Below are 15,476 nucleotides of genomic sequence, written 5' to 3'. Positions count from 1 at the left end.
GCTCAGTCCAACTCCACCGGGACCACACGTCCCGGTGGCCGGGTCTCACGGCCCGCGAGGTTCCCCGTGTCCGGCGGCGACGATGGTGGCGCGTACAGCGCCAGGGCGGTCAGGATCCGCCGGCCCTGCTCACGTCCGCGCCCGGTCGGCACCAGGACGCCGGGGCCGGCCAGACCGACGGCGGCACCGCCCCTGAGGAAGTGAACGGCCAGTGACGCGGCCCGGCTGAGTCCGTGCTCAAGCCGCGCGGCATCGTCGCCGCGACCGCGCAGCACCAGACACACGTCGTGCGTGGTGTCGGCCGCCAGCTCGCGCACCATCGTCATGCCCGTCTTGGCGGTCACCCGCCAGTGGATCAGTCGCGGGTCGTCCCCATCGCGATACTCGCGAAGGTTGTGGAGGTCGGCGCCCCGGCCGCGCCGCCGCGTCGTCGATCCCCCGTGGCTCGCAGCCGGATCGGGCCGCTCGCCCGTGACCGGGGTGACAGCGGGAAACACGAGCACCTCGGCGTCCAGCTCGATGGGACCGGCCTTGACGAAGAGGCCGAACGGGAAGCGCGTGGTGACCCGTACGCCGGGCAAGCGCTGGCGGCCGCGCCCGGCAAAGGTGTGCTCCCAGGTCACCAGCCGGTCGGCGCCGGGGGCGAGCCGGGGCACCGAGACCGTGCGCTCGCTGCCGACGATCTGCAGCGCGATGGAGCGGGCCGGCACACGCCGCTTGGCGTTCGCGACGCGAGCACCCAGTAGGGCGGCCCGGCCGGCGTAGACCTCCTCCGGCAGCACGGGAGAAAGGCGGAGGCGGCGCATCGAGCACTCCGACAGCACCCCGGACACGATCACGAGTCCCAGCAGCATGGACTCGAGGAGGTAAAGGAGATTGTTGCCGCTGTTCACGGCGGTGAGGCCCAGGCCCATGGCCGCCAGGAGGCACCACCATCCCTCGCGAGTGGGATGGATCGTCCGGTGCGGCCGGAGGAAGCGCGGCGGCCACCAGAATGCCCGGCTCACCGCGGGACGGCGACCTCCTCGGCGATGCTCCGGATGGCGGCGTCGCCGTCGACCCCGCCGGCCCGGGGAAGCACACGGTGGGCCAGCACGGGGATGGCCAGGCGCTTGACGTCATCGGGCACCACGTAGTCCCGGCCGTCAGCCAGCGCCGAGGCTTGGGCGGCCCGCAACAACGACCGCGAGCCGCGTGGGCTCACGCCCAGGGCGAGCAGGGTGGAGGCCCGAGTCGCCGCCACCAGGGCCATCAGATAATCGAGCACCGATTCGTCGATCCCCACTTGCTCGGTCTGGCCCTGCAGCACGGCCACCTCCGGCCCGCTCAGGACCGGCTCGACCACTTCGGGCGGCGCCGCCTGGCCGCGCAGGATCGCCTTCTCGTCGGCGGCCTCGGGGTAACCGACGCGGATGCGGAGCAGGAAGCGATCGAGCTGAGACTCGGGCAGCGGATACGTCCCTTCGTACTCGTGTGGATTCTGCGTGGCCAGCACCATGAAGGGCCGGGGGAGCGGGTACGTGGCGTGGTCGATGGAAACCTGCGACTCGTTCATGGCCTCGAGCAGGCTGGACTGGGTCTTCGGTGTCGTGCGGTTGATCTCGTCGGCCAGCACCACGTTGGCGAACACCGGGCCCGGCTTGAACACGAACTGTCCTCGGTCCGGCTGCCAGACGCTGACACCGAGGATGTCGGAGGGCAGCATGTCGGAGGTGAACTGAATACGCTGAAAGCGACCGCGGATCGAACGGGCCAGCGCCGCCGCCAGCGTCGTCTTACCGACGCCGGGAGCGTCCTCGATCAGGACATGGCCCCGCGCCAGCAGCCCGACCACCGCCAGCCGGACCACCTCGGGCTTGCCCAGGATGCACCGACTGAGGGTGCTCTCCAGACGCCGGATGCCATCACGCGAATCGGCCACTTCCCCATCTAATCACTTCCCCATCTAATACTGAAGCCCGGGGCGGCGACAAGGCCATCGCCGTAGGGCAAATGAGGGAGTCGCCGTTCACGGGGTGAACAGGCCGTTCTGAGCTCCCACGATGAGCAGCCAGGCGAGCTGCCCGGCGACGAAGATCGCGAGCGCGGGCTCGGGACCGGCCCGTAGCCGTGCGCGGTACTGCCAGGCGCCCAGGGCCAGGGCCAACGCACCGAACCACGTCGAATCGTAGGCGTGGAGCAGGCCCCAGCGCAGGGCGACGGCCCCGGCGAGCGTCCACAAGGCGTACGCGGCGAGCCAGTGGGCGACGACGGACAGGAGAATCGAAGCCCGCGAACCCGATTTCCCGCGCACGCGGGCCAGAGCGACCGTAGCGCCGGCCAGGAGGAGGACGACCACGAGCGCGGCCACTGCGATCCGGGTCATGTGCGCATGCGGCGTCGCGGACGCTCGCGGACCATGCGCATCATCGCGTGCAATCCGCCTTCAAGGCCCCGGCTGGCGGAGTGTACGGCGCCTCCGCGCGGCGTGTCAATTCGCAACACGTTGACACTACTAGCAAATTTTGCCTATGATCCATCCAATGATCCCGGCTCTGCCCCCCGTGCCGGAGGCCTCTCGGTGATTCGAAGCATGACCGGGTTCGGCAGGGCCGAGATCGCCGACGACGCGAGCCTCATCACCGTCGAGGCGCGTTCGGTGAACCACCGTCATCTCGATATCGCCCTCCGGCTACCCGCCGCGCTGGCCACGCTCGAGCTCGAGGTCCGACGACTGGTCCAGGCGCGGCTCGAACGCGGTCGCATCGACGTGACGGTGCAGCTTACGCCAACCACCGGGGCGCCGGCTCAGGACGTCCGGATCAACACGGCGCTGGCCCGCCGCTACTACGAGGCGGCGCAGGCCCTGGCCGGCGGCCTCGGACTCGGCGACGAGGGACTGCTCCGCTGGCTTCTCGAGCGCCCGGGCGTCGTGGAGTCGCGCGAGGCCATCGCCGCCGATCCCGATCGCCTGGGGCCGCTGCTCGCTCGCGGCATCACCGAGGCCCTGGACGCGCTCGTCGTGAAACGGGAGGCCGAGGGCACCGCCCTGACCGCCGAGCTACGGGCGCTGCTCGCCGAGTTGAGCGGCCGCCTGACCACGATGGCGACGCGGGCGCCGCAGGCAGCGGCCCGCCGCGGTGAGCGGTTGCGCGAGCGGCTGCGGACGTTGCTGGGGGACGTCCCGCTGGACGAGGCGCGAATCCTGACCGAGGTCGCCGTGTGGGCCCAGAAGACCGACGTGACAGAGGAGATCACGCGCCTGCGCGTCCACGTGGACGAGTTCGCACTGACGCTGGACAAGGGCGGACCAGCGGGGCGGGGCCTGGATTTCCTGCTGCAGGAGATGAACCGGGAAGTGAACACGCTGGCGGCCAAGGCCGACGACCTCGAGCTGTCTCAGGCGGCCCTGGCCGCCAAAGGCCTCCTCGAGAAGATGCGCGAGCAGGTGCAGAACCTTGAATAGCCGGTGCGTCGGGTGATTCGACGCCGGGGCGCGCTGTTTGTCGTATCGGCGCCCTCGGGGGCGGGCAAGACGACGCTGTGCCGCGAGGCCCGCCGGCTGCTGCCCGATCTCGCCTACTCGGTGTCGTACACGACCCGCGCGCCCCGACCGGGCGAGATCGAGGGCACGGACTTCCATTTCGTCACCGAGGCCGTCTTCCAGGACCTGCGGGCCCGCGGTGAGTTCGCCGAGTGGGCCACCGTGCACGGCAACCTCTACGGCACCCGGGCGAGGATTCTCGAAGCGGCGTGGCGTGAAGGACGCGACATCCTGCTCGACATCGACACCCAGGGCGCGGCGCAGCTCCGCCGCCGCTATCCCGAGGCCGTGCTGGTGTTCATCGTGGCCCCCTCGATGGCCGAACTCGAGCAGCGGCTGCGCGAGCGCCGCTCCGATGCGGCCGGCGAGATCACCCGCCGGCTGGATCGCGCGCGCGAGGAGATCAGGATGTGGCGACAGTACGACTATCTGATTGTGAACCGAGACGTGAAGGACGCCGTGGAGCAGCTCACCGCCATCATCATGGCCGAGCGCTCGCGGACCTTCCGACTCACCCTGACACTGCCCGACGTGATCGACACCCGCACGGAGGATTGCTGACGATGGCGTTTCCCTCTCTGGAAAGTGCGTTGAACAAGGTCTCGAACCGTTACCTGCTCGTAGTGCTCTCGGCCAAGCGCGCCCGGCAGATCAACCGGGGCGCCCCCCCGCGCGTCGAGACGAAGTATCGGAAGCCGACCAGCACGGCGCTGGAGGAGATCTCGCAGGCGAAGGTCGAATACCGCGTGAAGGACGACAGCGACAGCAAAGCGTGATGGCGCTGCAGAGCAAAGAGCTGATCCTGGGGGTGAGTGGCTCGATCGCCGCCTACAAGGCGGTCTATCTGCTGCGGGAGCTGACCCGGCTCGGCGCCCGCGTCACCGTCTGCATGACGGAGCACGCCCGGGCCTTCGTGGGGCCCCTGACCTTTCGCACGCTGTCGGGGCGCCCCGTCCTCGTCGATCTGCTGGATCCGCAAAGCAGCGAGGCCGTCGAGCACATCGCGCTGGCCGAGCGCGCCGATGCGCTGGTGGTCGCGCCGGCCACGGCGAACCTCCTGGCCAAGGCCGCCGGGGGGCTCGCCGACGATTTCCTCACGACGCTGCTGCTGGCCGCGCGGGGCCCGGTGCTGATGGCCCCGGCCATGGACGGGGCGATGTGGACCCATCCGGCGGTGATGGCGAACGTCGTCCGGTTGCGTGAGCGCGGCATCACGGTGCTCGATCCTGACACCGGCGACCTGGCCTCCGGGCTGAGCGGCCAGGGCCGTTTGCCCGAGATCGATCACATCGTCGAGGCTCTGCTGGGCCTGCTGCATCCTCAGCGCGACCTCACCGGCGATCGGGTGCTGGTGACGGCCGGGCCCACCCGGGAGCCCATCGATCCGGTCCGTTACATCTCCAACCGTTCGTCCGGCAAGATGGGCTACGGGCTGGCGATCGCGGCGCGGCGGCGGGGCGCCCAGGTCACGCTGATCTCCGGGCCCACCGCGCTCACGCCGCCGGCCGGCGTCGTCTTCGTGCCGGTGCAGACGGCCGAGGACATGCGCGAGGCGGTCCTGCAACACCTGACGGGAGCCACCATCGTCGTGAAGGCGGCGGCCGTCGCCGACTACCGCGCCAAGCGCGTCGAGCCGGTAAAGATGAAGGGCAAGCACGAGATCAGCCTCGACCTGCAGCCGAATCCCGACATCCTCGCCGAGGTGGTGGCGCGACGCACGGGCGCGTTCATCGTGGGCTTCGCCGCCGAGACCCACGAGGTCGCGGCCAACGCCCGGATGAAGCTCGCCAGCAAGGGCATCGACCTGTTGGTCGCCAACGACGTGAGCCAGCACGGCATCGGGTTCGATGCCGAGGACAACCAGGTGCTCCTCATCGACCGCTGGGGCGGTGAGCGCGCGCTCCCCCGCATGCCGAAGACGGCTGTTGCCGACGCCATCCTGAGTCACGTGCTCACGCTTCGGGCTGCGGCGACGCGGACCACCGACCGGGTACCGCGATAATCGGGGATGCTTGAGGATCCCCGGGCCACGCTGGCCGACGCGCTCGGTGTGGTCAGTGAGACGCTTCGCCATCATCGGAACCTGGGCATGACACACCTGCCGCTGACCGGCGATTATCTGCTGTCTCCCGACGAAGCGCTGCGGGCTCAGGAACGGGCGCTCCAGGGGTGCCGTCGGTGCAAGCTCTGCGAAGGGCGGACGACCATCGTTTTCGGGGCCGGCCATCCCCGGGCCGAGCTCGTCGTGATCGGGGAAGGCCCCGGCGCGGACGAGGACGTCCAGGGCAAGCCCTTCGTGGGCCGCGCCGGGCAGCTCCTCACCAGGATGCTGGAGTCGGTGCAGCTGTCCCGCGACGAAGTCTTCATCACGAATGCCGTCAAGTGTCGCCCCCCGGGGAACCGCAATCCGGAGCCGGAGGAGCTGGCCGCCTGCGCCCCTGTGCTGAGCGCTCAGCTGGGCTCCCTGCAGCCCAAGGTCGTCATCGCCCTGGGCAGCGTGGCCGCGCAGGCCTTACTGCGCACTCGCGAGGCCATCGGCAAGCTTCGCGGCCGGCCGCACCCGTTCGGGACGGCAGTGCTGATCCCCACCTTCCATCCCGCGTTCCTCCTCCGGAACCCCGGCCAGGAGTACAAGCGCATGGCCTGGGAGGATCTGAAGCTCGCCAAACGGGAGTATGACCGCCGGCGCTCGCGATGATGTGATCGCCGACGTCGCCTTCGACGCACCGCTCGACCATCCGTTCTCGTATCTCGTACCCGGGGACTTCCCGGTCGCGCCGGGCCAGCGGGTGCTGGCCCCTCTCAAGGGCGTCCCCCGCATGGGCGTGATCGTCGCGCTGCGGGAAGGCCCGGCCGCTTCCCTCAAGCCCCTGCTGCGGCCGGTCGATCCGCAGCCGCTGATCGGCCGCGAGCAGCTGGACCTGGTCCGCTGGATCGCCGAGGAGAGCCTGGCCAGCTTCGGATCGACCTGCCTGGCCCTGCTGCCGCCGCCGGCCACGCCGGGAGCCCCGGTCCTGCGACCGCGGCACTCCGGCCTCGGCGAGCACACCGCCCCGGGCGAGAGCAAGCCGCGCGTGCTGGTCGGGTCGGGACGCGAGGCGCGGCTCCTCGAGTTCCTGGCCTCCGGCCCGCCGGCCCTCGTGCTGACGCCCGACGTCGACGCCGCCGCGCGGTGGGCGCAGCGGCTCGGCAAGCTGGGGCACGCCGTCCGCCTGGACTCCAGCGCAGGGGATGTCGACCGTGCCGCCGCGTGGACCGCGGCGGCCGGCGGAGCAGCGGCGTTCGTCGTCGGCACCCGCGGGGCGCTCCTGGCGCCCCTACCGCCAGGCGCACGGCTGGTGGTCATCGACGAGCACGAGGCCGGGCACAAGCCACCGGGGCACCCCCGCATGCACACGCGCGACGCCGCGCTGGAGCGGGCGGCGCGCCAGAGGTTGCAGGGAGTCCTCACGGCCGCCACGCCCAGCGTCGAGATGTGGTGGCGGGCCAGCGCGGGACAGGCTCGGGTGGATGGTTCACCGCCCGGCCCCTGGCCGCTCGTGACCATCGCCGACACCCGGGGCATCGCCCGACGGGAAGCGCTCACGCCTGCGTTGAGCCGGGCCATCAGGGAAGCGCTGGCCGCCGGGCGCCGGGTCTTCCTGGGCATCAGCCGGCTCACTTCCATGCTGGGCTGCGACGAGTGCGGGGCGATTCTCAAGTGCGAGACGTGCGCGATCGCGCTGGCCTACTCGCCGGCCGGCCGAACCCTCGCTTGCCGGCTCTGCGGCGCCCAGGCCTCGCTGCCCGAGGCATGCCCGACGTGCCGTGGGCGCCGGCTAGCGCCGTTCGGTTGGGGGGCGGAACGCGTGGAGCACGCCGTGCGCCGGCGCTTCAGCCGGGCTCGAATCGCCCGTTACGACCCCGAGGCGGGCCGCGGCCGACGCGGCGAGGCGCAACGCGAAGCCGCCTCCGCGGCCGACATCGTCATCGGCACCCGGGGAGCTCTGCGCCTGTTCGGCCCCGCCTCGCTCGGCCTCGCCGGGTTCGTGTCACCCGACCAGATGCTCGGCATCCCCGATTTTCGCGCCGCCGAACGGAGCCTCGGCATGCTGTGGGCGGCGGCGGAGCGGGTGCGCGCCGACGGCGCGCTGATCATCCAGTCCCAGAACCCCGAGCACTACGCGCTCCAGGCGGTGGCCAGGCAGGATCTGAACCTGTTCTACACGCCCGAGCTCCGCTTCCGCGCCGAGCTCGGGTATCCCCCGTTTCGCCGGCTGGCCATCATCACGATGAGCGGGCTGGGATCGGCGGCCGCTGAGCAAGCCATCCAGACGATGGGGACCGCGCTGGCCGGCGGGCCGGGACTCATCCTCTACCCGGCAACCAGCGACCGACGCAATCGGGCGCGCCGGCTGGTGGTCAAGGGCGGACCCGATCTTCCGCGTCAGCTGGCGACGGCGCTGCGACAGGTGCGCGCGGCGCGGGGCTCGCGCGGCCGCGGTATCATAGATGTCGAGGTGGATCCGGTCGAATGGCCGTCTTGAGGGTACGGAAGTACGGTGATCCGGCGCTGCGGCGTCGCGCCAGCGAGGTCGGCGAGATCACTCCCGAGATCCGGAAACTGGTCGACGACATGGTCGAGACCATGTACGACGAGGTGGGGATCGGTCTGGCCGCGCCACAGGTCGGGGTCTCGCTTCGTCTCATCGTCATCGCCGACGACGCGTCCCGTCAGGTGCGGGCGCTGGTGAACCCGGTCATCGTCGACCTCGACGGCGAGCGAACCGCCGAGGAGGGCTGTCTGTCGATCCCCGGCATCTTCGCGCCGGTGAGCCGCGCAGTCCGGGTGCGTGTGGAGGCTCGCGATCTCGACGGGGCGCCGGTGATGCTCGAGGGCCGCGAGCTGCTCGCTCGCGTGTTCCAGCACGAGATCGATCACCTCGACGGCGTCCTCTTCATCGATCGTCTCGATCCCATGACCCGCGACCGGATCAAGCGGAAGATCAAGAAAGAAGGTCTCGCCGAGGGAAGCCGTCACAACGCCTTCGCCCTCTGACCGTCGTCGGGGTCGACGCTGATGAGGGTGCTGTTCTACGGGACGCCGGAGTTCGCCCTTCCCACGCTGGAGGCCCTGCTCCATCGCCACGAGGTCGTGGCCGTGGTCACCCAGCCCGATCGGCCCGCCCACCGGGGTCAGCGGCCAACACCGCCGCCGGTGAAGGTCCGGGCCGCCGCCGCCGGAGTGCCGGTGGTCCAGCCCGCGCGGCTTCGCGACCCCGGCTGGCCCGAGCGGCTTGCTGCCTTCACTCCCGACACCGCCGTCGTCGTCGCGTTCGGCCAGATCCTACCGAGGGCCGTGCTGGACGTGCCCCTTCGCGGCTCCATCAACGTCCACGCGTCGTTGCTTCCCCGGTACCGTGGCGCGGCCCCCATCGCGTGGGCCATCATGCGCGGGGAGACCGCGACCGGGATCACCACGTTCTTGATGGACGAGGGGATGGATACCGGACCCATCCTCCAGCAGTCGGGTCCCCTACCGATCGGGGCCGACGAGACCGCGGGTGAGCTGGGCGCCCGGCTCGCCGTGCTGGGAGCCGAGCTGCTGATCGACACGCTGGCCCGGCTGGCCACGCTGACCCCGATCCCCCAGCGGGACGAGGACGCCACGATGGCGCCTCGACTCAGGAAGAGCGACGGCCACCTCGACTGGAATCGCCCCGCCGAGGAGCTCGTCAACGTCGTGCGAGGCTGCAATCCATGGCCGGGGGCCCACACGGTCGGCCCGGCCGGGCGCCTGTCGATCAGGCGAGCGCGAGCGGTCCGGGCTGAAGCCCCCGTCCCCCCGGGCACCCTCTATGAACACGAGGGACAGCTCGTGGCGGCCACCGGGGCGGGTGGCTTCCTGCCCGTCGAGGTGCAGGCGGACAACAAGCGCCCGATGTCCTGGACCGAGTACCTGCGAGGGGCCCGGCTGTCCGCGGGGGCCCGCCTGCTCGGTCCGGCATCCGTTCAGGCGTGAGCCGCCCGTCCCCCGCCCGCGTGGTGGCCACGCGGGTGCTCGAGCGGGTCACTGCCGACGAGGCCTTCGCCGATCTCGCCCTGGACGGCGAGCTCGATCGTCGACGGCTCACGGCGCGCGACCGCGCGCTCGCCACCGAGCTGGTCTACGGCACCCTGCGCTGGCAACGGTACCTGGACTGGATCCTGGCTCCTCACAGCAAGCGGCCGCTCGAGGCACTCGACCCCTTGCCGCTGGTCCTGCTGCGCGTGACGGCCTACCAGATCGCGTTCCTGGAGCGCGTACCCGCGTTCGCCGCCGTCAACGACGCGGTGAGCCTGGCCCGTCACGCCAAGCCTGGCGTGGACGCCTTCGTGAACGCCGTGATGCGATCTTTCGCCCGTCGCGGGGCGCGGGAGCGGGAGCCGCGCCTGCCGGCTGATCCCGTCGAGGCGCTGGCCATCCGCTGCTCCTTTCCCACCTGGCTGACGGCGCGCTGGGTGGAGCGCTATGGCGCCGAGGCCGAAGACCTGATGCGGTCGATGAACGAGCGCCCGCCCCTCACCTTGCGGGCCAACACGCTGCGGCTTCCGCGCGAGCGCCTGGCCGAACGGCTGGGCCGCGAGGAAGGGGTGCACACCCGGCTCACCGCGTTGGCACCGCAGGGGGTGATCGTCGACCACGCAGGCTCGCCCGCAGGCTGGCGGTCCTTCACGGAAGGGCTCTTCGCCATCCAGGACGAAGGCTCCATGCTGGTGACGCACCTTCTCGAGCCTGTCGCGGGGCAGACCGTCGCCGACGTGTGCGCGGCCCCGGGCACCAAGACAACCCAGCTCGCGCAGCTGATGGACAACCGTGGCCGGATCCTCGCGTTCGACCCCCAGCCGCGCCGACTGGGTCTGGTGGCCGACGCGGCCGCTCGCCTGGGCGTGACGATCGTGGAGGCGCTCGCCGGCACCGCGGAGGCGCTGGCGCCCGCGTTCGTCGATCGCTGCGATGCGGTGCTGGTCGATGCCCCTTGCTCGAGCCTGGGGGTGCTGCGGCGCAACCCCGAGGTCAAGTGGCGGCGCCGGCCCTCCGACATCGGCGCCGCCGCCGCTCGTCAGCGGGCCATCCTGGCCGCGGCGGCGACGATGGTCCGCCCCGGCGGGCGGTTGGTCTACGCCACCTGCTCGCTGGAGCCGGAAGAGAACGACGACGTGACGAGGGCCTGGCTGAGCGCGCGGCCCGACTTTCGGCCCGATCCGCCGACCGCCTTCCCCATCCCGCTGGCCGACGGCACGCTGCGGTGCCTGCCTCACCGCTACGGCACCGACGGGTTCACGGCGGTGAGGTTCCGCCGTATAGTGTGAAGCGATGAAGATCGCGCCCTCGATCCTGTCGGCGGACTTCGCCGCTCTCGCCGACGACATCGCGCGCGTCGAGGCGGGCGGGGCCGATCAGCTCCACGTCGACGTGATGGACGGACGGTTCGTCCCGAACCTCACCGTGGGGCCGGTCGTGGTGGAAGCCATCCGTAAGCGCACGCGGCTGCCCCTGGACGTCCACCTGATGATCGTCGAGCCCGAGCGTTACCTCGCGGACTTCGTCCGCGCCGGAGCGGACATGGTCACGGTGCACGCCGAGGCCACGGTTCACCTGCAGCGGACCCTGACCCAGATCCGCGAGCTGGGCGCTCAGCCCGGTGTGGCGCTCAACCCGGCGACGCCGGCCACGGCGATCGAGTACGTGCTCGACGACCTGGCCCTGGTCCTCGTCATGTCGGTGAACCCGGGGTTCGGCGGCCAGAGCTTCATCCCGACCATCTACCCGAAGATCCGCCATGTCCGCACGCTGCTGGGAGCCCGCCCGGCCGAGGTGTCGGTGGACGGCGGCGTGAAAGTCGAGCATGCCGGGCCTCTGGCCATGCACGGAGCGAGCATCCTCGTCGCGGGCTCCGCCATCTTCGGCTCGCCCCATCCGGCGGAGGTCATCAAGGCCATGCGGAGCGCGGCCGGCGCCGTCTAGTTGAAATACCCGGCAGGGTTACGTAGAGTGTAGTGTTCCCATGTTCGACTCCCTGAGCTCGCGACTGCAACGCGTCCTGGAAGGTCTCGGGGGCCGCGGCCGCCTGACCGAAGACAACATCCAGGAAGCCCTCCGCGAAGTGCGCCTGGCCCTGCTCGAGGCCGACGTCAACTTCAAAGTGGTGCGCGGCTTCATCGAGCGCGTGAAGTCCCGGGCAGTCGGCCAGGACGTTCTGACGTCGCTGACGCCCGCGCAGCAGGTGGTGAAGGTCGTCCACGAGGAACTGGTCGAGCTCCTGGGTGGCAGCGACCACCGTCTGGCCTCCGCGCCCCACCCGCCCACGATCATTATGCTGCTGGGCCTGCAGGGTTCGGGCAAGACCACGACGGCGGGCAAGCTGGCGCGTCTCTATACCAGGCAGGGGCAACACCCCCTGCTGGCCGCCGCCGACATCTACCGTCCGGCGGCCATCGAGCAGCTTCGTACGCTCGGTCAGCAGCTCGGCGTGCCCGTCGTCGGCGAGACCGGACAGTCTCCGCTGGAGATCTGCACGGCGGCGCGTGACGAGGCGGCCGCCCGCGGACTCACCCCGCTCATCCTGGATACCGCCGGCCGGTTGCACATCGACGAGCCGATGCTGGACGAGCTGCGAGGGATCCGGGCCGCGATCAAGCCTCATCACGTCCTGCTGGTGGTGGACGCCATGACCGGGCAGGACGCGGTGACGGTGGCCGACCGGTTCAATCAGGCGGTGGGCATCGACGCCGTGGTGCTGACCAAGATGGACGGCGACTCGCGGGGCGGCGCCGCCCTCAGTGTGCGCCACGTGATCGGCCGGCCGATCGCCTTCGTCGGCGTCGGGGAAAAAACCGACGCCCTGGAGCCGTTCCATCCCGACCGGGTGGCCTCCCGCATTCTGGGCATGGGCGACGTGCTGTCTCTGGTGGAAAAGGCGCAGGAGGCGGTCGACCAGAAAACCGCCGAGGCGCTGGTCCGCCGGCTGCGCGAGGACACCTTCACGCTGGAGGACTTCCGCCAGCAGCTCACGCAGGTCCGCCAGCTCGGCTCGCTCGACCAGATCCTGGGGATGCTGCCCTTCGGCAAGAAGCTGCTGCGCGGCGCGCCCCAGGGGCTCGATGCCGAACAGAACGACCTCCGACGCTTCGACGCCATCATCGGATCGATGACGCCGGCCGAGCGGCGACATCCCGAGATCATCAACGGCAGCCGCCGGCACCGGATCGCCCGCGGCAGCGGGACGAGCGTGCAGGATGTGAATCGGCTGCTCAAGCAGTTCGCGGAGCTGCGCCGGATGATGAAGCAGCTCAAGGGGCTGGAAGGAAAGATGCCCCGCATGAAGCTTCCGGGCTTTCCCACATTGAGGGGGTGACGAGGTGGCGGTTTCCATCAGACTGAGACGGACGGGCACCACCAGACGGCCGACATACCGGGTCGTCGTGGCCGACGCGCGCTCGCCGCGCGACGGGCGGTTCATCGAGGTCATCGGACACTACAACCCGCTGTCAGACCCGCCGACGGTGCGGATCGACCGGGCCAAGGCCCAGGCGTGGATCTCCAAGGGCGCCCAGCCGTCGAACACGGTGAAGCGCTTGATGCAGCGAGTCAAGGAGGCCTAGCCGCGTCCGAGCCCGGCGGCTGCCGTCCATATGGATCGGTTGGTGGCGATAGGTGAGATCGTGCGGCCGCATGGCCTGCGCGGGGAGATCCGGGTCGTCCCGCTGACGGACGATCCCCGACGGTTCGAGAACGTCACCGACTGCGTCGTCTGGGAGCCCACCCGCGATGAGCGGCAGCCCTGCCGCATCACCGCCTCTCGGCGCCAGGGAAACGTCGTGCTGCTCTCGCTGTCGGGCTACCACTCGCCCGAGGCGGTCCGCACGCTCGCCGGTCGGCTGATCGCCGTTCCGGTGTCCCAGGCGCGGCCCCCCGGTCCCGGCCGCCTCTACCCCTGGCAGCTCGAGGGCTGCCAGGTTCTCACCGAGGACGGTCAGGAGGTGGGGCGCATGGCGCGCGTCGAACAGTCGCCGGGGCACGACCTCTGGGTCGTGGACGACGGCGGACGGGAACACCTGATTCCGGCGGTCCCGGAGATCGTGATCGATGTCGACCTGGCTGCCCGGCGGGTGCTGATCCGGCCCCCCGACGGGCTCCTGGACCTCTGAGGCGGGGTCATGCGGATCGACATCGTCACCCTCTTCCCCGACATGGTCGAGCCGGTCCTGAGCCAGTCGATGATCGGGCGGGCCCGGCAGCGCGGACTCGTTGACATTCAGGTGGTGAATCTCCGAGACTACGCGGAGGGCAAGCACCGGCAGACCGACGACGCTCCGTTCGGCGGGGGCGGGGGGATGGTGCTCAAGCCCGAGCCCCTCTTCTCCGCCGTCGAGGCGCTCCGGACCCCGACGGCCCGGGTGATCCTGATGGATCCGCGCGGCCGGTTGTTCACACAGCAGATGGCCTGGGAGCTGTCCGAGGTGAGGCACGTGATCCTCCTGGCCGGGCGTTACGAGGGGGTGGACGAGCGCGTCAGCGACCGGCTGGCCGACGACGCCGTCTCGATCGGTGATTACGTGCTGACGGGGGGCGAGATTCCTGCGCTGGTGGTGGCGGATGCCGTCATCCGGCTCCTGCCCGGCGTCCTGGGAGGCGAGGCGGCAGCCGAGCGCGAGTCGTTCGCCGGCGCGCTGCTGGAGCCGCCACAGTACACGCGGCCCGAAGAGTTCCGCGGGGCCCGGGTGCCGCCGGTGCTGCTCTCGGGCGACCACGCGCGCATCGCGCGATGGCGGCGAACGCAGGCACTCTACCGGACGTGGCGCTGCCGGCCCGAGTTGCTGGAGCGGGCGACGCTCGATGCCGAGGACCGCCGATTGCTGGACGCGTTTCGGCGCGGTGAGAAGCCGGAGTAAGGAGAAGGGAAGACGGTCATGGATGCCATTGGGCTGGTGGAGGCAGGGCAGATCAAAAAGGAACGCGACGGCTTCGAGCCTGGCGACACCGTGCGCGTGCACGTCAGGGTCGTGGAGGGCGAGAAGGAGCGGACCCAGGTCTTCGAGGGCGTGGTCATCCGCAAGCGCGGCGAAGGGGCGAAGGCCTCGTTCACCGTCCGTCGCATTTCCTACGGCGTCGGGGTGGAGCGGACGTTTCCCTTGCACTCGCCGCGCATCGAGCGGGTCGAGCCGGTGCGCCGCGGGCGCGTGCGTCGCTCCAAGCTTTACTACCTGCGGCAGCTCGCCGGCAAGGCGGCCCGCCTGCGCGAGAAGCGCGTCGTCCAGATTCCCACCACCACCGAGCCATAACCCACGCCCGTGACGCCGCCCCCGACGGCGCCGTATCGCTACGAGGGCCAGGCCTGGCGGGACGGAGCGTTGCGGGTGGCCGGCGTCGACGAAGCGGGCCGCGCGCCGCTGGCCGGGCCCGTCGTGGCGGCCGCCGTCATCATCGCACCGGATCGGCGAATTCGCCGGCTCGCCGATTCCAAACTCCTCCGGCCCGAGCAGCGTGAGGAGTTGTTCGCGGTGATCCACGAGCGCGCCCTCGCCGTGGGGGTGGGCATCGTCGACCACGTGACGATCGATAGAGTGAACATCCTCGAGGCGACGCGTCTGGCCATGGTCCAGGCCGTCAAGGAGCTGGCCGTCGCCCCCGACTTCGTCCTCACCGACTTCGTCGCCCTGCCCGGCCTGCCCTGTCCCCAGCGCAACCTGGTGGACGCCGACGCCCGTTGCGCCAGCGTGGCCGCGGCCTCCATCGTCGCCAAAGTGACTCGCGACCGGCTCATGGTAGACCTCGACAAGCAGTTCCCCGGCTACGGATTCGCCGTTCACAAGGGCTATCCGACAGCCGCGCACCTGGCCGCGCTCGACCGCTTCGGTCCCTGCCTCGTGCACCGCCGCACCTTCGCCGGCGTGTGGAGGCAGTGGGAGCTATTCCCCCGGCCGCACGCCT

Annotated in this window: 19 protein-coding genes; 16 read left to right on the top strand and 3 right to left on the bottom strand. The window is 70.8% G+C overall.

The features are described 5' to 3' along the window. Window positions 1-2: 2 nt before the first annotated feature. The 3 genes from VFR64_21955 to VFR64_21945 form a co-directional block, all read right to left on the bottom strand. Window positions 3-1,007: a DUF58 domain-containing protein gene (locus VFR64_21955; protein ID HET9492396.1), complete on the bottom strand. Its 1,005-nt coding sequence runs from the start codon at window positions 1,005-1,007 to the stop codon at window positions 3-5. Beyond that, window positions 1,004-1,921: a MoxR family ATPase gene (locus VFR64_21950; GenBank protein ID HET9492395.1), complete on the bottom strand. Its 918-nt coding sequence runs from the start codon at window positions 1,919-1,921 to the stop codon at window positions 1,004-1,006. The genes VFR64_21955 and VFR64_21950 overlap by 4 nt, the downstream gene beginning before the upstream one ends. 87 nt (window positions 1,922-2,008) lie before the next feature. Next, window positions 2,009-2,365, bottom strand: coding sequence for a hypothetical protein (locus VFR64_21945; protein ID HET9492394.1), 357 nt, complete (start codon window positions 2,363-2,365; stop codon window positions 2,009-2,011). Window positions 2,366-2,572: 207 nt separating this feature from the next. Between VFR64_21945 and VFR64_21940 the strand changes: the two genes are divergently transcribed. The 16 genes from VFR64_21940 to VFR64_21865 all read left to right on the top strand — a co-directional run. Next, the gene (locus VFR64_21940; GenBank protein ID HET9492393.1) at window positions 2,573-3,445 is read left to right on the top strand and encodes a YicC/YloC family endoribonuclease; all 873 of its coding nucleotides are present in this window, start codon (window positions 2,573-2,575) and stop codon (window positions 3,443-3,445) included. 15 nt (window positions 3,446-3,460) lie between these two features. Continuing rightward, window positions 3,461-4,084, top strand: a complete 624-nt coding sequence (gene gmk / locus VFR64_21935; protein HET9492392.1) for a guanylate kinase — start codon at window positions 3,461-3,463, stop codon at window positions 4,082-4,084. A 2-nt stretch (window positions 4,085-4,086) separates the two neighbouring features. Next, window positions 4,087-4,299, top strand: coding sequence for a DNA-directed RNA polymerase subunit omega (rpoZ, locus tag VFR64_21930; GenBank protein HET9492391.1), 213 nt, complete (start codon window positions 4,087-4,089; stop codon window positions 4,297-4,299). Next, on the top strand, window positions 4,299-5,525 hold the full coding sequence (gene coaBC, locus VFR64_21925; protein HET9492390.1) for a bifunctional phosphopantothenoylcysteine decarboxylase/phosphopantothenate--cysteine ligase CoaBC: 1,227 nt from the start codon (window positions 4,299-4,301) through the stop codon (window positions 5,523-5,525). The genes rpoZ and coaBC overlap by 1 nt, the downstream gene beginning before the upstream one ends. A 6-nt stretch (window positions 5,526-5,531) precedes the next feature. Continuing rightward, the gene (locus VFR64_21920) at window positions 5,532-6,221 is read left to right on the top strand and encodes a uracil-DNA glycosylase (GenBank protein HET9492389.1); all 690 of its coding nucleotides are present in this window, start codon (window positions 5,532-5,534) and stop codon (window positions 6,219-6,221) included. Continuing rightward, window positions 6,199-8,049: a primosomal protein N' gene (gene priA / locus VFR64_21915; protein ID HET9492388.1), complete on the top strand. Its 1,851-nt coding sequence runs from the start codon at window positions 6,199-6,201 to the stop codon at window positions 8,047-8,049. The genes VFR64_21920 and priA overlap by 23 nt, the downstream gene beginning before the upstream one ends. Then, a complete protein-coding gene (def, locus tag VFR64_21910) occupies window positions 8,037-8,561 on the top strand; it encodes a peptide deformylase (GenBank protein ID HET9492387.1) in 525 nt (174 codons plus the stop codon). The genes priA and def overlap by 13 nt, the downstream gene beginning before the upstream one ends. Window positions 8,562-8,582: 21 nt before the next feature. After that, on the top strand, window positions 8,583-9,524 hold the full coding sequence (gene fmt, locus VFR64_21905) for a methionyl-tRNA formyltransferase (GenBank protein HET9492386.1): 942 nt from the start codon (window positions 8,583-8,585) through the stop codon (window positions 9,522-9,524). Next, window positions 9,521-10,855, top strand: coding sequence for a 16S rRNA (cytosine(967)-C(5))-methyltransferase RsmB (gene rsmB / locus VFR64_21900; protein HET9492385.1), 1,335 nt, complete (start codon window positions 9,521-9,523; stop codon window positions 10,853-10,855). The genes fmt and rsmB overlap by 4 nt, the downstream gene beginning before the upstream one ends. A 4-nt stretch (window positions 10,856-10,859) precedes the next feature. Next, the gene (rpe, locus tag VFR64_21895) at window positions 10,860-11,510 is read left to right on the top strand and encodes a ribulose-phosphate 3-epimerase (GenBank protein HET9492384.1); all 651 of its coding nucleotides are present in this window, start codon (window positions 10,860-10,862) and stop codon (window positions 11,508-11,510) included. A gap of 40 nt (window positions 11,511-11,550) precedes the next feature. Further along, complete coding sequence (gene ffh / locus VFR64_21890) at window positions 11,551-12,900, top strand: signal recognition particle protein (protein HET9492383.1); 1,350 nt, start codon at window positions 11,551-11,553, stop codon at window positions 12,898-12,900. Between the two features lie 4 nt (window positions 12,901-12,904). Next, complete coding sequence (gene rpsP / locus VFR64_21885) at window positions 12,905-13,147, top strand: 30S ribosomal protein S16 (GenBank protein ID HET9492382.1); 243 nt, start codon at window positions 12,905-12,907, stop codon at window positions 13,145-13,147. 30 nt (window positions 13,148-13,177) lie between these two features. Then, entirely contained in the window at window positions 13,178-13,693 is a 516-nt protein-coding gene (rimM, locus tag VFR64_21880) for a ribosome maturation factor RimM (protein ID HET9492381.1), read from the top strand. Window positions 13,694-13,702: 9 nt separating this feature from the next. Continuing rightward, window positions 13,703-14,437 carry a tRNA (guanosine(37)-N1)-methyltransferase TrmD gene (gene trmD, locus VFR64_21875; GenBank protein HET9492380.1) on the top strand — a complete coding sequence of 245 codons (735 nt, stop codon included), beginning with the start codon at window positions 13,703-13,705 and terminating at the stop codon, window positions 14,435-14,437. An 18-nt stretch (window positions 14,438-14,455) separates the two neighbouring features. Further along, window positions 14,456-14,827: a 50S ribosomal protein L19 gene (rplS, locus tag VFR64_21870; protein HET9492379.1), complete on the top strand. Its 372-nt coding sequence runs from the start codon at window positions 14,456-14,458 to the stop codon at window positions 14,825-14,827. 9 nt (window positions 14,828-14,836) lie between these two features. Beyond that, window positions 14,837-15,476, top strand: a 640-nt coding sequence (locus tag VFR64_21865; protein HET9492378.1) for a ribonuclease HII, incomplete at its 3' end; no start/stop codon positions are given.

The sequence above is a fragment of the Candidatus Methylomirabilota bacterium genome, assembly GCA_035709005.1.
GTDB lineage: Bacteria > Methylomirabilota > Methylomirabilia > Rokubacteriales > CSP1-6 > 40CM-4-69-5.
This window is presented reverse-complemented; position numbering and strand designations above follow the sequence as displayed.

Bases quoted from the DNA above. Each gene is read 5' to 3' on its own strand.
- priA (HET9492388.1), top strand. From the start codon at position 6,199: ATGACCGCCGGCGCTCGCGATGATGTGATCGCCGACGTCGCCTTCGAC.
- rpe (HET9492384.1), top strand. From the start codon at position 10,860: ATGAAGATCGCGCCCTCGATCCTGTCGGCGGACTTCGCCGCTCTCGCC.
- VFR64_21920 (HET9492389.1), top strand. From the start codon at position 5,532: ATGCTTGAGGATCCCCGGGCCACGCTGGCCGACGCGCTCGGTGTGGTC.
- ffh (HET9492383.1), top strand. From the start codon at position 11,551: ATGTTCGACTCCCTGAGCTCGCGACTGCAACGCGTCCTGGAAGGTCTC.
- rimM (HET9492381.1), top strand. From the start codon at position 13,178: ATGGATCGGTTGGTGGCGATAGGTGAGATCGTGCGGCCGCATGGCCTG.
- VFR64_21940 (HET9492393.1), top strand. From the start codon at position 2,573: ATGACCGGGTTCGGCAGGGCCGAGATCGCCGACGACGCGAGCCTCATC.
- VFR64_21945 (HET9492394.1), bottom strand. From the start codon at position 2,365: ATGACCCGGATCGCAGTGGCCGCGCTCGTGGTCGTCCTCCTCCTGGCC.
- fmt (HET9492386.1), top strand. From the start codon at position 8,583: ATGAGGGTGCTGTTCTACGGGACGCCGGAGTTCGCCCTTCCCACGCTG.
- coaBC (HET9492390.1), top strand. From the start codon at position 4,299: ATGGCGCTGCAGAGCAAAGAGCTGATCCTGGGGGTGAGTGGCTCGATC.
- trmD (HET9492380.1), top strand. From the start codon at position 13,703: ATGCGGATCGACATCGTCACCCTCTTCCCCGACATGGTCGAGCCGGTC.
- rpoZ (HET9492391.1), top strand. From the start codon at position 4,087: ATGGCGTTTCCCTCTCTGGAAAGTGCGTTGAACAAGGTCTCGAACCGT.
- rplS (HET9492379.1), top strand. From the start codon at position 14,456: ATGGATGCCATTGGGCTGGTGGAGGCAGGGCAGATCAAAAAGGAACGC.
- def (HET9492387.1), top strand. From the start codon at position 8,037: ATGGCCGTCTTGAGGGTACGGAAGTACGGTGATCCGGCGCTGCGGCGT.